Annotated in this window: 10 protein-coding genes and 1 pseudogene; 4 read left to right on the forward strand and 7 right to left on the reverse strand. The window is 74.4% G+C overall.

The window, feature by feature from the left end; translation table 11 throughout:
• From ACRYR7_RS18875 to ACRYR7_RS18885, 3 genes and pseudogenes are all read right to left on the reverse strand, one after another.
• Positions 1-772 (reverse strand): annotated as a pseudogene (locus ACRYR7_RS18875) (hypothetical protein); the annotation flags it as partial.
• 1,223 nt (positions 773-1,995) lie between these two features.
• The gene (locus ACRYR7_RS18880) at positions 1,996-2,847 is read right to left on the reverse strand and encodes a sulfurtransferase (RefSeq protein ID WP_432573657.1); all 852 of its coding nucleotides are present in this window, start codon (positions 2,845-2,847) and stop codon (positions 1,996-1,998) included.
• Between the two features lie 652 nt (positions 2,848-3,499).
• Positions 3,500-4,132, reverse strand: coding sequence for an ATP-binding protein (locus tag ACRYR7_RS18885; RefSeq protein WP_432573658.1), 633 nt, complete (start codon positions 4,130-4,132; stop codon positions 3,500-3,502).
• Between the two features lie 371 nt (positions 4,133-4,503).
• On the opposite strand from ACRYR7_RS18885, the gene ACRYR7_RS18890 reads away from it, so the two are divergent.
• Complete coding sequence (locus tag ACRYR7_RS18890; RefSeq protein WP_432573659.1) at positions 4,504-5,040, forward strand: STAS domain-containing protein; 537 nt, start codon at positions 4,504-4,506, stop codon at positions 5,038-5,040.
• A gap of 297 nt (positions 5,041-5,337) precedes the next feature.
• Here the strand turns inward: ACRYR7_RS18890 and ACRYR7_RS18895 are convergent, their stop codons facing one another.
• The 3 genes from ACRYR7_RS18895 to ACRYR7_RS18905 form a co-directional block, all read right to left on the reverse strand.
• Positions 5,338-6,246, reverse strand: coding sequence for a hypothetical protein (locus tag ACRYR7_RS18895; protein ID WP_432573660.1), 909 nt, complete (start codon positions 6,244-6,246; stop codon positions 5,338-5,340).
• Positions 6,247-6,524: 278 nt separating this feature from the next.
• Positions 6,525-7,616, reverse strand: a complete 1,092-nt coding sequence (locus ACRYR7_RS18900) for a sulfurtransferase (RefSeq protein WP_432573661.1) — start codon at positions 7,614-7,616, stop codon at positions 6,525-6,527.
• Positions 7,617-7,680: 64 nt separating this feature from the next.
• Complete coding sequence (locus tag ACRYR7_RS18905) at positions 7,681-8,505, reverse strand: hypothetical protein (RefSeq protein WP_432573662.1); 825 nt, start codon at positions 8,503-8,505, stop codon at positions 7,681-7,683.
• 1,888 nt (positions 8,506-10,393) lie between these two features.
• Here ACRYR7_RS18905 and ACRYR7_RS18910 point away from each other — a divergent pair.
• Positions 10,394-11,863, forward strand: coding sequence for a sensor domain-containing phosphodiesterase (locus ACRYR7_RS18910; RefSeq protein ID WP_432573663.1), 1,470 nt, complete (start codon positions 10,394-10,396; stop codon positions 11,861-11,863).
• Positions 11,864-12,485: 622 nt separating this feature from the next.
• Positions 12,486-12,881: a hypothetical protein gene (locus ACRYR7_RS18915; RefSeq protein WP_432573664.1), complete on the forward strand. Its 396-nt coding sequence runs from the start codon at positions 12,486-12,488 to the stop codon at positions 12,879-12,881.
• 665 nt (positions 12,882-13,546) lie between these two features.
• Here the strand turns inward: ACRYR7_RS18915 and ACRYR7_RS18920 are convergent.
• Positions 13,547-13,783 (reverse strand): hypothetical protein, encoded by a 237-nt coding sequence (locus ACRYR7_RS18920; protein WP_432573665.1) that lies wholly within the window; start codon positions 13,781-13,783, stop codon positions 13,547-13,549.
• Positions 13,784-14,073: 290 nt separating this feature from the next.
• Between ACRYR7_RS18920 and ACRYR7_RS18925 the strand changes: the two genes are divergently transcribed.
• Positions 14,074-14,649: a chemotaxis protein CheB gene (locus ACRYR7_RS18925; RefSeq protein ID WP_432573666.1), complete on the forward strand. Its 576-nt coding sequence runs from the start codon at positions 14,074-14,076 to the stop codon at positions 14,647-14,649.
• The last annotated feature ends 141 nt before the right edge of the window (positions 14,650-14,790 follow it).

Here is a 14,790-nt window from a genome sequence, read left to right on the forward strand (position 1 = left end):
CGTAGGAGACGTCGGCGATCAGGCGGGTCCAGTTCACGGTGTAGAGCCGGCGGGCCTGGGCGGGGATGTCGGAGGCGGGGTAGTGCAGGCCAAGGAAGGCGTTGAGGTCCTCGCGGCGCTCCTCGGCGACGACCTCGCCGTTCCACTGCGCGTCGAAGCGGTAGACCATGACGCGGTCGAAACCGGTCAGGGCCCGCACCTCGCGCGCCAGGCGCCGGCACAGCCCGTCGGTGCCGGAACTGCCGGCCAGCCGGGCGATCGCCGCCCGGGTGGCGCGGTAGGACACCGGCGCGGCGTCGGGCGCTGGGTGCACCGGGACGGGTTCGATCTCGATGACCAGCCGCTCGCCGGAGACGTGCAGCAGCACGTCGGCGTCCACCCCGCCGGTGGGCGCGTCACCGGTGGGCACATTACCGGTGGGCGCGCTGCTGCCGGGCACCCGCAGGTGCGCGTGCAGAGCCTCCTCCAGGTCGCCCACGGCGTCGGCCGCGGCGATCTGTGCGGCCAGCTCCTCGCCCAGCAGCTCGCCCAGCGAAGCGCCGAGCACGTCGTGCGAGGCGAGGGCGAAGAAAGCGGCGGCATTGGCCGAGGCCAGGACGATGCGGTGCTCATCTGCGTGCCCGGCGCGCTGGGCGGCCAGCAGCACGCCGTGCGGCTGGATCGCGCCGGGCACGTGGATGGGCTCGCGCTCGCACGTGGTCAGGTCCACGGCCCCGTAGGCCGGGGCGAAGGCGTCTGGGGGAGCTGGTGCACCCGCCGGGGTGGCGCTCACCGCATCTCCGGGCCGGCAGTTGCTGGGTGACCAACAGCGCCGCGGTCAAAGCCGCAGCGGGTGGCGCTGGCGATGAGGGGCACTCTTCTCCACGAGATCGTGAGGTGACCGGCTGTCACCGATGTCCTCACGCTAATGCGTCTTTCTATTGATCTTCCCACTGGCCGGGTCCAAGGGCTGCAGGCGCGCAGTGCAGGCGCTTTCGCTGCGGGTGCGACGGCTGCGCGTAGTGGCGTAGTGGCGTGCACGGGAGTGGTGGACCGCTGGCTGCACCGACCGTGCACGTCAGTGACACGCCCGCACGTACGGGGTCCGTGAGGCAGGCAGGACGCCGGCGGGCAGCAGGGGCGCCCGTGGTGCCAAGCGCGAGGGAGGAGAACGCCGGGGGCGAGCGCACCACGGGCTGCTGGGAGGTGTGCAGCCGGCACGGGTGATCGCCGGTGGGTGCCGGCTCACTGCCCCGCAGCGCTGAGGACTTCGTCCCCCTCGTGGGAGGTGTCACCGATCCGCTGGATCGCCGCGGGCCCGGTGCTACGGCGGGCCCGGTGCCACGGCGAGCCCGGTGCTACGGCGAGCCCGGTGCCACGGCGGGCCCGGTGCCACGGCGCGCAGCCGGTGGCCACCTCGAGCGTGGGCCGGGCGACCGCTCGTTCCACCCGTGTCCTCCACGGCTTCGTGCTGGCTCCTGCTCCAGCCGCACCCGCCGTGAGGACCTGCCGCTCCTGCGCGACCTCACCTGGCCGATCGTCGGCGCACCTGCCGGCCGGCCTGTCATCACGTGCGCGTCGGCACGTGCACGCGAGCGTGAGCGGGTCGTCACGTGTACGCCGTCACGATCGAGCCGCTGCAGGCGTTGTGGTGCACGTCGGCGCCGGGGAGCTCGGCGCCGACGCGGCCGACGCGATCTCGCGGGCAGCGGCGGCGCCCGCGAGCGCTGCCGGGCGCGTTCGCGGTGCACTGACCACCGCGACAGCGTCACCGGACCAGGCGACCAGAGCACCGGTCAGGTCTTCGGTCAGGTCTTCGGTCAGTCCTTCAGTCAGCGTGCTCTGCCGGACCTGGGCACCTGCACGCGCAGCCGGACGACCGCACCCGGCGCGCGCTTCCTGCGGACCCGGGAGCTGCTGCCTGCGATGCCACGCCATCCCGGGCGCGCTGGCGAGCGCCTGCTGCGTCACCCCCTTCGCTGGATCGCGTCCTTCACTAGATCACGTTCGCGTACATCACGCCCTTGGCTGGTCGGCGCAGTCGCGTTCGACGGGAACGTCGATCAAGCTGCCGTACTCGGCCCAGCCGCCGACGTACAACCGCACCCGCGGGTGCTGCAGCACCTCGTGCAGGGCGAACCACACCAGCGCGCTGCGCTCACCGGTGCGGCAGTACACCACCACGTGGCTGTCCTGGCTGACCCCGCGCTCGGCGAAGGCGCGCTCCAGGCGCGCGCGCGGGGCCAGCAGCCGACCCTCCAGCAGCAGGTGCCAGGGCAGGTTGCGGGATCCGGGGATGCGCCCGGGAACGCGGTGACGCTCGATGGGCACATCCAGCGGGTGCCGCACGCTCCCGGCGTGCTCGGCCGGGGAGCGGCAGTCCAGCAGCACCGTCGGAGCGCAGGTGCCGACGCAGCGCACCAGCACCTCATCGCGGCCGATGCTGATCGACCCGCTACGCCTGTGGTCGTGGTCGTGGTCGTGGCTGCGGTAGCGGCTGGTCGGGTGCAGGACCGGGTCCAGCTCCACCGCGCCACCGGCGGTGATCCAGGCGCTCAAACCCCCATCGAGTAGGCTCAGCCGTCGGTGCCCGTGCAGGCGCATGAGCCAGAACACGTAAGCGCCGTGCTCAGGATCACCGGCCGCGCACAGCACCACGTGGTCCTCGGGGCGTACTCCGGTGCGCGACATCAGCTGCTCGAAGCGCTCGCGGTGCACCGGTGCACGCTGCAGCGGCTCGTGCAGGTCGTCGTAGGTGGACAGCGCACGCGCACCGGGCAGGTGCTGCCGGTAGTAGGTGCTGGCATCGTCATCGACCTGCAGCACCAGCACCTGCTGGTAGTGCGCGCGCAGCCAGGTGCTGTCCACCAGCGCCGGGGGCATTGGCGCGGAGGTCGTCGGTGCCGGGGTCGTCGGTGCCGGGGTCGTCGGTGCCGGGGTCGTCGGTGCCGGGGTCGTCGGTGCCGGGGTCGTCGGTGCCGGGGTCGTCGGTGCCGGGGTCGTCGGTGCCGGGGTCACCGGCACTGACACCATGGACACCACCGGTACGGCTGGGGTCCGGTCGATGTACGGGCTGCAGCTTCGAGCAGGACCGCCGGCGCAGGCAGAGGTGGAGGCGCCTACCTGCCCTGCTCGGCTGTCGTGATCCTCGCTTTCGTGGTCCTGGCTGTCGTGGTTCTTGCTCGGCTCACCGAGGGGCTTGATCGACACGTGCTGCCGGCTCCGTTCTGAACCGTGACTCGAAGGCAACGGCCGCGGTGGCGCTGAGCTGCTGCCTCAACTGCACGAGCACGGTAGGCGCGCGCGCCAGCGCCCGCATCCGGGTGCGGTGCGTGCAGAAGGACACGTGCAGCAGGGCGCGTGCAGGGCAGGGCGCGCGCGTGCATGCTTGCGGGCTCGGCGGCCTGCCCGGCAGGGACCGCGCTCAGCTCTTGATCGTGAGCTCAGCTCTTGATCGCGCGGTCAGCTGGCGAGCAGCGGTGCCGGGGCCCGGCGGTGGGCAGGCCAGCGCGCTGAGCGGTCAGCCTCGCCTGGCTGGAAGTGCTCGATCGTGCGCTCTCAAGGCGCGGTGTCGATGTCGCACCAGATGCTCTTGCCGCCGGGGTGCACGTGCACCCCCCCACGCCGTGGACAGCTCGCGCACCAAGTGCATCCCGCGCCCGCCGAGCGCTGCGGGGTCCTCAGCGCGCACCACGGGCAGCTCCAGGCTGCTGTCGCTGACGGACAGGCGCAGACCGGTGCTGTGAACACCGGTGCCCAGGTCCTGCCCGGTGCTCTCGTGGCCGGTTCCCGGGGCCTGGTCCGGGTCCTCGGTGGTGGATCCGGCGTGCGGGACGCTGATGCTCAGGTGGACGGGTGCGCCGCCGTGCACGATCGCGTTGGTGACCAGCTCGCTGCCCAGCAGCAGCACGACTTGACGCACCTGCTCGACCAGCTGCAGCTGCTCGCAGCAGCGGCGCAGCAGCTGGCGGGCCTGGCGGGCGGCGCTGAGGTCAGCGCTTAGCTGCAGCTGCAGGTGCAGCCCGGGTGCTGAGGGGTGGCTCGAGACCGGGACCGGCGACGGGCCGCGGCCAGCGGTGGGTGCCGTGGGTGCGGTCGGCGTGCCGGGGGTGGGCGTGCCGGGGGTGGGAGCGCTCGCATCGTGCGCGTTCACATCGCTCCCTGGGGCTCGCTGGTGCGGGGCTGGGCTGCTTCGGTGCGCCCTACTGAACGCCGAACCGGTGCTGAACGCACCCTGAAGGCGTCCTCGCTGAGCAGGACGGGTGTGCGCTGCGCCGCCGGTCAAGAACCCTCCGCCGGTCAAGGCCCCGCCGCCGGCCCGGTGGTGAGACGTCACGGCCTCGGTACCGCCCCGTGAGCTGCGAGCAGCGATCCACCGGCTCGGGGCGTGGACGCCGGGCGCAGCTGGTGCGGTCCGCGCAGCTGGTGCGGTCCGCGCAGCCGGGGACTTGACCGCAGCGCGCAGCACATCCGTGCTCGAAGCCGGTGGGTGCGCAGCGCGGCGGCGGTTAGGCTGGGGCGTGGTTGAAACCCAGCCGCTCCTGGTCGGCACCTGCTGACGTTGCCGGCTGGCTCTGGCCCGCCGCGCACCACCTGAGCGCTGAGGACGGCGCTGGGGAGGACTGCCTCGTGGCGCTGAATACCCTGGTCCGCTTCCCCGCAGATCCGGCTGAGCCGGTGGTGCTCTGGTGCCGGGTGGGGATGGACACCACCCACAGCGCGCTCTTCCTCGGTGGGGAGCTCGACGTCGACAGCGCGCCGCTGCTGCAGGCGGTGATCGGCTCGCAGATCGAGGCCGGCCACCTGCAGGTGCACCTGCAGATCAGCGAGTTGCGCTTTTGCGACGTGCGCGGTGTGGCTGCGCTGGTGCAGGCGCAGCGCCGGCTGCGGGCGGCGGGGGGTGATCTGCACGTGCGCGGGGCTGGTGCCTTCGTGCGGCGCGTGGCCGGTTGGTGCGGGGCCGGTGAGCTGCTGGCCGAGCCGAGCGGTGATCTTGCCGGCGGTCCTGGCGGTGGCTTTGGCGGTCCTGGCGGTGGTCTTGCCGGGGGTGCCCGGCGGTGAGCGCGTGCAGCGGGTCGCCGTCGTTGACGGCACCAGGAGCGGTGGGTCGATCTGCTCGGTGGGATCGATCTGCTCGGTGGGATCGACCTGGTCGGCGGGCGCTGAGCGCGGAGGCGCCTCGTCCGGCGGCGCTCGCACCCTGAGGGTTGTACCGGATCGGACGGCCTGTTCCGGGTGTGCGGCACCTGCCCGGTCGTGGGTGCTGGGTCCTGCGCGCGGTCGGGCGTGCTGGTGCGGCAGATCCTGCGGCCGGCGCCTCCGCCGCAGGTGCCTGCCTGCCTTCCACCACCGCTGCCGCTAGTTCTCTCGCCGCGTCGGGCCGTGCGCTGGTTGCTCCTCCACTGGTTGCTCCTCCACTGGTTGCTCCTCCACTGGTTGCTCGTGCGCTGCCTGCTCGTCCAGCAGTCCCCAGCGCTGCGCGCGCAGCAGCGCCTCGCTGCGGTTGGCCGCCCCCAACCGCCGGTACAGCGCTGCCAGCGAGCGGTACACCTCGATCTCGGAGGAGGTCGTGCCACCAGCCAGCGCCGCGACCGTGGTGCCCGCGCCCAGGGCCCGCAACCACGCGCGCTCCAAGGGGCTGACGTGCACGAGCGCGCCCGTCGCCGTCGCCGGTGAGGTCGCCGGTGGTGAGGTCGCCGTGGTGCCCTCAGTGCCGACAGCGCCGGTGGTGCTCACAGCGCCGGTGGTGCTTCCAAGGCCGGTCAGGTCGTGCACCACCGGTGCCGGCAGCAGGACCCACCCCTGAGTGGCGGCCCGCACCACCTGCACGGCCAGCTCCAGGGGCGTGTCCAAGGTCAGCACCCCCGTCGCGCCGTGCGCCAGGGCGGCGCTCACGGTGTGCGGCGTGAGCGTGGGGAGCACCTGCACCAGGGCGGGGCGCTGCGCGTGGTGCGCTGAGCCCGGTGCCGAGCCCGGTGCCGAGCCCGGTGCCGAGCCCGGGGCCGAGCCTTCGCGCGCCGGCGCGCTGTGGCCAGCTCGCGCCGCCGTGCTGGTCGCCACGCTCGGGGTGATCAGCACGCTCCTGGTGATCAGCACCGCCTCGGTCGCCAGAGCGTGCGAGGTGTCGACCCGCGCGTCGTGCGCGCGGTGCTCGTGCAGCACCGGGCCGATGCCGGCGGTGCGCAGCGCCGCGGTCAAGGACGTGGCGTAGGTCGCCGGCAACCCAGCCAGCACGATGCCGCGCTCGTGCACCGGTTCATCACTCATGGAGCACCCCCGTGTACCGGGTGGGCCCCCAGCGGTGCTGCTCGCTCACCTGCCCGCCCCGTTGCTCGAAGCAGTCCTGCGCCTGTGCTGCGGTGCTGCGGTGCTGCGGCGTCGTGCGACCACGCGATCACACGACCGCGCAGGTAGCCAAGCACGTCACGCTGTGCTGCGCCCGCCGAAACCAGGCACGTACCACCACCTGCGGCGCCGTCCCCAAGAGCGGCAGATCGACGCCGCCGGAGTTTCGACGCCGCCGGGGTTCGACGCCGCCGGGATGGTCAGCCGTGCTCGACGGGGGCGTCCTCTCGGGTGACGGGAGCGTCGATCAAGCTGCCGTACTCCGCCCACCCGCCCACGTAGTGCCGCACCGGCTCGTGCCCGAGCAGCTCGGCCAGGGCGAACCACAGCAGCGCGCTGCGCTCGGCCAGGCGGCAGTACACCACCACCTGCGAGTCCGCGGCCAGGTTCCGGGAGGCGAACAGCTGGCGCAGCTGCTCGCGGGTCTTGAAGGTGCCCTCGGGGTTGAGCACCAGGGCCGAGGGCAGGTTGCGCGAGCCGGGCACGTGCCCGGGCACGCGGTGGCGCTCGGCGGCCACGTCCAGCTGGTGGTGGGAGCTGCCCTGGTACTCACCCGGGGTGCGGCAGTCCAGCACCAGCGCCGGGGCGGGGGCGTCGACGTAGCGGGTGAGGACCTCCTCGCGGCCGATGATCAAGGAGGCGTCGCGCTCGTCGGCGGTGTAGGCGGTGTCCCTGGTGCCGTCGGTGCCGTCGGTGCCGTCGGTGCCGTCGGTGCCGTCGGTGCCGTCGGTGTGGGCGGGCGCCGGGTGCGGGCCGGGCCAGGTGGGGACGTCCTGGCTCAAGGGGTGCCCGGCCGCGGCCCAGGCACGCAGGCCACCGTCCAGCAGGCTCAGGCGGGGGTGCCCGTACAGGCGCATCAGCCAGAACGCGAAGGCGGCGTGGGTGGGATCACCGGCGGAGTACAGCACGACGTGGTCGCCGCGGTGCACGCCCTTGGCGTCCATGAGGTGCTCAAAGCCGGCTCGGTGCAGCGGTCCGCGGCGCACGTGCTGGTGCAGCTCGTCGAAGGTGTCGATGGGGCGGGCCCCGGGCAGGTGGCGTTCGTAGTAGCTGCTGGAGTCGTCATCGACCTGCAGCAGCACGACCGCGTCGCGGTGCTGGTGCTGGTGCTGGCGCTGGTGCAGGCGCTGGTGCAGCCAGGCCGCGTCCACCAGGGCCGGGACCGGCAGGGCGGCCGGGTGCGGCCAGGCGGACGGCCAGTGCGTCTGCCCCTCGTACCTGTCGTGCCCGTCGTGGTGCTCGTGCCCGTCGTGTCCTTCGTGCGGGCTCTGCGGGTGGTGCACGTCGCTCACCGTGGCTCCTCGCCGTTCAACCGTTCACGATCGTGCGGTGCTGCTCGGTGCTGCCGGTTAGGGGTCACGTGCTCAGCAGGCCGGCGCGTTGGGCGATCAACAGGGCTTCGGTGCGGTTGGCCGCGCCCAGGCGCTGGTAGGTGCGCCTGAGCAGGCGGTACATCTCCCGCTCGCAGTAGCTGCTGCGCGCGGCCAGCTGGGCGGTGCAGGCACCAGTAGCGAGCTGGCGCAACCAGGCGCGCTCTTGCGGGCTCACCTGGGGCGCGGCGGGGATCGCCAGCGGCGCGCACAGGGCCCGGGCCACGGGGGCGGGCAGGACGGTGAAACCGCGCGCGGCAGCATCGATCACGGCGATCAGCTCGCCCACCGGGGCGCCGGCGTGGACCACCCCGTGCGCCCCTGCCCGCAGCGCGGCCAGGTGGTGATCGCTGAGGTGAGCGCTCACCAGGGTGCTCACCCGGGAACTCGCCCGGGTACTGGGGTGAGCCCCCGGGGGAGCGGCGGGGGGATCGGCGGGGTGGTGCACGGGGGTGGGTGCGTCGGTGAGCACCACCAGCACCGTGCCCAGGTGCGCGCGCTGCTCAGCGCCTGGCCCGGCCAGGTGCCTGTCGGGGTGCCTGTCGGGGTGCCCGTCGGGGTGCCCGCCGGGGTGCCTCTTGCGGGGCGAGCTGCGATCGGTGGTGGTGGGTGCGTGGCGCTGGAGCAGGTCGGCGGTGGCGCCGGCGGTGCGCAGGCCGGTGACGACCACGCGCACGGGCTGCGCGGCGCGGGTGTCGGCTGTTGCCGCCAGGGGGGCGTGCAGGTGTGCTGGCAGCTCGCTGAGCTCGCGCAGCTGCTGGCCGTGCATGCCGTGCTGGTGCACGGCGGTGGTGATGCCGTGCGCGATCACCGGTGGCAGGGCGCACACCAGCACCGAGACCCGGTGCTGGGGGACGCCCGCTGGCGCGGAAGCGGTGGACGCCGCGTGCACCAGAGATCGTGCGGGTGCAGGTGCGTGTGCCGGTGCGGCTGTGGGTGCGGGGGTGGCTACGTGCACCGCGGGCCTCGGGTGCGCAGCGGGTGCCGGCTCAGCGGACCGCAGGGGGCCCTCGGTGCCGCGGGTTCGAGCGGTCGGGGTTCGGGCGTTCGGGGTGCGCGGGGTGCGCGGTGCGCCGGGGGAGGTCGCGTGGGGAGAGGTCGCAGCGGTGGACGGGTCGGGCGGGTGCGTGGACACCAGACCCCCTTGGGGGATGTCGTAGGCGACCTCGGCGTGGCCGCGCCAGGTGCGGTCCAGGCCCACTGGTTGGAGACCTCGCCGCCCCGCACCACGGTCGCGCGGTCCTCGCACGAACGTGATGGAGCCGCTACTTTCCGTCGTTCACCGTTGGGCGTCAAACGCTGGCGGTGCTCAGCCGCCGGCCCGGTGCCCGTGCCGGTGCCGGTGCCGGCGCTGGTCCCGGTGGTGCTGGGCAGGCGGTGGTGGTGCTCGTGCCGACTTCACGGCGGTGCGGTGAAGGCGTTGCAGCCTAACGGTTGTGGAGGAGTCGCGCGGCTGGTCGGTGGGCGGCGAGCGTGCTGGTGCGCGGCGTGCTGGGGCACGGGACGCGCTGTGGGCAGTGGGTGGCGGGTCGCTGGCAGCGACCGCGAGGTGGTGGTTGGCTGCCAGGACGGCAGTACCCTGCCGGGCGCCGGACGAGCTTGCACGGCCCGCCGTGCAGCTGAGCGCGGCGCGGGTGCTGTGCGCAGCGGCTGTCGCAAGGACCGGGCGGTGGCCTTGCGGTCTTCGCCGCGACCTGTCGCTGATGACTCGTGCTGGCGGCGCTCCCCGGCGGCGCTCCCCGGCGGCACTCACACCCTGCTGCACCTGATCGGCCACCGAGGAGGACACCCGGGTCGGCTGTGGTCTTCTGCGACCTGCGCCCGCACGCGCTGGCCGATCCGGCCACCGCGGCCACCGCGGCCACCGCGGCCACCGCGGCCACCGCGGCCACCGCGGCCACCGCGGCCACCGCGGCCACCGCGGCCACCGCGGCCACCGCGGCCACCGCCGTCGGCGGCTTGGTCGAGCACGAGTCGAACCCGGCGGACCCCGGGCCCGCAGATCGTCGAGGAGGGTTTCACCGACCCGCTGCTGCTGCCGGCGGTGAGCGGGCACGGCCGTCGGGGGTACCCGGTGGCCATCGACGACTTCGGTGCCGACTGCTCCTGTCCGGCGCGCCTGGCGGGCCTGCCGGTGACCTGCGTCGAGGTCGGCCGCGGTTTCGTGGCCGGCGCACCCGGCGCTGCGCATTCGCGCTGGTGGAGCCGGTATGGGTGGAGCCGGCATGGGTGGAACCGGTGCGCGTGGGGCCGCCGGCTGGGGGGTGCGGGTGATCGCCGAGGCGCCGAGGTGGTGCGGAGCCGGGTGCAGCGCGCGCACCTGGCCGGTGCGCCGGTGCGTCGGTGCGGGTTCGGTTGTGGGCGCGGGTGCTGCAGGGCCAGCACCTGGCCGGCCCGCAGAGCACGCAGGAGAGCGCGGGAGATCACCGTGTTGCTCACCGGGTGAGCGGGAGCCGGGCCACCGGAGCGGATCGAGGCGCAGCGCCCCCGTGCGGGCTCGGGGTGAGGGGTACATCACTGTCCGTGTACCCGATTCGCCTGCGCACCTGATCCGGTTGCCCTTGAATGGGGTCGGTGCAACCTGGCCCCTCGGGGGCGGGTGAGCGGTCGGTGCCCGGTGCCCGGCGCACCTGGGTGCACCCGGTGCACCGGGTGCCCGGTGCACCCGGTGGGGGTTCGAGCCCGGCAGGGGGACGGCGATGGCGGCAGCAGCGCAGCACCCGCGCGGAGCTGAGCCGCCGGCCTCGCCGGTCGGCGAGGCGGAGCGGCTGGCCTGGCTGGGCAGCGAGGCGGAGCGGCTGGCCTCCCTGCGCAGCTACCAGGTGCTGGACAGCGGCGCGGACGCCGCGCTGGATGCGCTCAGCGCCGCGCTCGCGGCCGCGCTGAGCGCTCCGGCGGCGGCGATCGCCCTGCTGGATGAGGACCGGTTGCGGTTCAAGTCCACGCACGGGCTCCAGGCGCTGATCGGCTACGAGCACCAGCAGATCGCCTGGCAGGACTCCTTCGGCGCCCACCTGCTGCACGCGTACGCGCAGGACCAGGCGCAGGACCGGGCGCAGGACCCGGCGCAGGATCCGGCGCTCGGCCAGGGCGTCGAGCGCGGTGCGGGAAACGGTGCGGGGGGCGGGGTGCTGGTGGTGCCCGACGCCAGCGCCGATGCCCGCTTCGCGAGCCTGCCGATGGTCACCGGACCCGAGCACCTGCGCGCCTTCGCCGGCGCGGCGGTCATCGGGCGCGACGGGCTGGTGCTGGGCGTGCTGTGCGTGCTGGACAACGCCGTGCGCCCCTTCACGCCCCAGGGGGTGCGGCTGCTGAGCGAGCTGGCCGCCGTGGTGGCCGAGGTGCTGGAGCTGCGCCGCGCCGATGCCGCCGCGGGCCTGGGCGGGCGTGAGGTGCTGGCGGAGTCGCACGCCCTGCGCGCGGGCATCGAGGCGGGGCAGATGGTGGTGCACTACCAGCCGGTGGTGGACCTGGCCTCGCAGCGCTGGGTGGGGGTGGAGGCGCTGGTGCGCTGGGCGCACCCGCAGCGCGGCCTGCTGACCCCCGAGGCGTTCTTGCCGCTGGCCGAGGCCAGCGGGCTGATCGTGCCGCTGGGCCGGCAGGTGCTGCGCACCGCGTGCGCGCAGGTGGCCGCCTGGCGCGCGCAGGTGCCCGCCGCGGCCGAGCTGCACCTGGCGGTCAACGTCTCGGCGCGCCAGCTGGGCCAGGCGCAGGTGCACCTGGACATCGCCGCGGCGCTGGCGGAGTCCGGCCTGCCCGCGCGCGAGCTGATCGTGGAGCTGACCGAGACCGCCCAGGCCGGTGCCGGCGCTGAGGTCGACATCGCCGTGCAGCGCATCCGCGAGCTGGGGGTGCACCTGGTCCTGGACGACTTCGGCGCCGGGTACGCCTCCTTCGCGTACCTGCAGCGCTTCCAGCCCTACGCGGTCAAGATCGACCGGTGCTTCGTCGCCGCGCTGGGCCGCTCGGCGCGCGATGAGCTGCTGGCGAGGTCGCTGGTGGAGCTGGCCCGGCAGCTGGGCTGCCACATCGTCGCTGAGGGCATCGAGGTGCACGAGCAGGCCCAGATCGTGCGCGGGTGGGGTGTGCAGCGCGGGCAGGGTCACCTCTTCTCCACCGCCCGCAGCGCGCAGGAGATGTTCGCCCTGCTGCACCACGCCCGAGCCTGACGCGGCCTGAGCCTGACGCGGCCCGAGCCTGACGCGGCCTGAGCCTGACGCGGCCCGAGCCTGACGCGGCCCGAGCCTGACGCGGCAGGACCGCTGCAGCTCTTGCACCCGCACGCTCGCACTCCAAGGGTCTGCTGCACGCCCGGTGATCGTGCTGTCCGGTCAACGGGGGCATGGTCAGCGAGTTCGGGGAAGGAGGTGGTGATCAGCCTGCTTCGTGATCAGGTGATGGATCGGCGTGGCGGGTGCTCAAGAGCCCTCTGCTGCCCCTTCGCTGCCCGTCCGCTGCCCGTCCGCTGCCCGGGCGCAGCACGCTCGCCGGTGGACGCGCCGGTCCGGGTGCCGCCCCGGTTGGGCGTGATTCACAGGCGCGATCCACGGACACGACCACGCACGGTGACTTAGGATCACGGTGGGCGCTACCGCGCGAGGCGTGCAACCACCGCGCCGCAGCACGGGGCGCAGCTGGAGAGGCGTCGCCGTGGCCTACGACCTGACCCGTCAGAGCACCTGGTCCCTGCAGCGCTCGCTGCACCGGCCGGTGCGCGGACCGCTCGCACGCCCCGCCCTGGTGCGCACCTGGCTCCCGGTGCGCCCGCGCGCTGCCGGGCACGGTGGCGCGGTGAGGGTGCACCCCCTGCCGCGTGCCACCGCCGATGCCCTCGCCGGCTTCGTCGAGGAGCGTGCTCGCTCCTTGCACCTGCCTGCGCAGGCCGCCGGTGCTGCGCAGCGGGCTGATGCTGCGCAGCGGGCTGATGCTGCGCAGCGGGCTGATGCTGCGCAGCGGGCCGAGAGCGTGCAGGAGGCCGATGCTGCGGAGGACGCCGCGCGCGCCGGCTGGGGCGAGGTCGCGGCCCGCTACCGGCAGGCGGTGCGTCAGGGGTGCGAGCTGAGCGCGGACGAGCTCGCCCGCGCCCTGCTGGACATCGCCGTGCAGCACCGCGAGCACCACGACTTCCAGCCCGGCTGGCTGCACTGGCACGAGGTCCTGGAGGGCCTGGAGGACGAACCGGCCTGAGCGGTGCCGGCCTGAGCGGTGCTGGTGCTGCGGTGCCCGTGCCGAGGTGCCCGTGCCGAGGTGTTGGTGCCGAGGTGTTGGTGCTGCGGGGCTGTCGGCGACGCGGTCGGTGGTGGCGATGTCGGTGGTGGGTCGATCTGCTCGGCCGGCACCAGCATTTCCTGTGCCAGCGAGGACGCCATGTGGGTTGGACCCGCGTACCGGGTGCCGTCCACCTCGACCTCGAGGTCGAGGTGGAGCAGGTCATCGCATGGGCACTGGCCGCGAGCGGTGAGGAGCTGCTCGGCGAAGGCGCGCATCTCGAAGGGGTGTGCGCACTGCTCCGGTGGCCGTCGCAGAGCGTGAGGCGCCCCCGTTCCGCGCCGGTGCTGGCGGACGGTCCTGGCCGCTCCAGGTGGAACGCGCGAGCTGCAGCCGTGCGCGGTGCCCGTGCGCGGTGCCGGGCTGAGGCCGGGGTGATCGCGCTGGGCCCACTTCCACCTGTCGGCGCCGATGACGTCCACGGCCCGAGGTGCCGCGGGAAGCGCGGGGGAGAAAGTGCTGGGAAGGGGCGTGGGGCAGAAGGCGGCGCAGGTCGTCGAGGGGGCAGCCGGGTGTGCCGGTGCGCGAGCGGCTGCTCGCCGGCAGCGCACCGGTGCTCAGGCAGTGGGTCGGTACCGGGCCGCTCAGCCGCAGAGCCCTGGTGGAGGGGTCTTATGCCGTGAGCGGGCGCGGTGGACCCGCCAGGCGCTGAGGTGGAACGTGGTCAGCGCCGTCGCGCTCAGGGCCAGGACCCAGCACGGCCACCGGCCCCAGGAGACGATCGCGCTCCAGCCCGCCACCGCCAGCGCCAGGCACAGCAGGCCCAGGGCCAAGGACCGTGCCGGTGCGCAGCTCGTGCGCGAGCGGGTCTGCTCCTTCATCGAGGCCCAGTCTGACGCCCGGCCCCGGTGCGGTTGAGCCCGCAATCAGCTGATCGCTGCGTGATGCGCGTCTCACCGGCGGCAGGTGGTGGCGGTGCGGGTGCGCCGGGTGCGGGTGCGGGTGCGGGTGCGGGTGCGCCGGGTGCGGGTGCGCCGGGTGCGGGTGCGCCGGGTGCGGGTGCGCCGGGTATGCGCACGGCCGTACGTAGGGTGTGCTGGTGGGTGACACCGGCGGGACCCAGGTCAGTGCGACCGGGCAGGCACCAGGCGGGCAGGCGCCGGCTTTCCCGGTGATCGCGCTGGTGTGCTCCGCGGGGGGCCTGGCCGCGCTGGTGGAGGTGCTCGGCGCCCTGCCCGCCGACCTGCCCGCGGCGGTGATCGTGATCCAGCACCAGGCCCCCGGTGCCGATGACCTGCTGGCGCACGTGCTGCAGCCGCGCACGCCCCTGCCCATCGCCCCCGCGCACGAGGGGCTGCTGCTGCGCCCGGGGGTGGTGCACGTGCCCCCGGCCGGGCACCACCTGCTCGTCACCGCCCAGCGGGGCCTGCTGCTGGTGCCGGTCGGTCCGGTGCCCCCGCCGCGGCCCAGCGCGGACCTGCTGCTGTCCAGCCTGGCGCTGGCCGTGGGGTCGGCGGCGATCGCGGTGGTGCTCTCCGGGCGTGGCAGCGACGCGGCCACCGGGGCCACGGTGGTGCACCGCTGCGGCGGTGTGGTGATCGCCGCTTCGCCGGAGGGCAGCGCGCACCCGGGCATGCCCCTGGCCACCGTCGAGCGCGACGACATCACCGACCACGTGAGCGATCCCGCCCGGATCGCCGCGCTGCTGGTGCAGGTGGTCACCGGCACCGCGCTGCGCGCGCCGTGACGCCGGCACCGCGCTGCGCGCGCCGTGACGCCGGCGCCGCGCTGCGCGCGGGGTGAGGGGCGCGCTCGGGCCGCGGGTGCTGGAACAGCTGGAGCTCCACCATCTGCGTGTCCGCCCCGGGGGCGGGCCCGCCCTGCGCCG

Origin of the sequence: Kineococcus gurbantunggutensis (assembly GCF_050871925.1) — a bacterium.
Taxonomy (GTDB): domain Bacteria; phylum Actinomycetota; class Actinomycetes; order Actinomycetales; family Kineococcaceae; genus Kineococcus.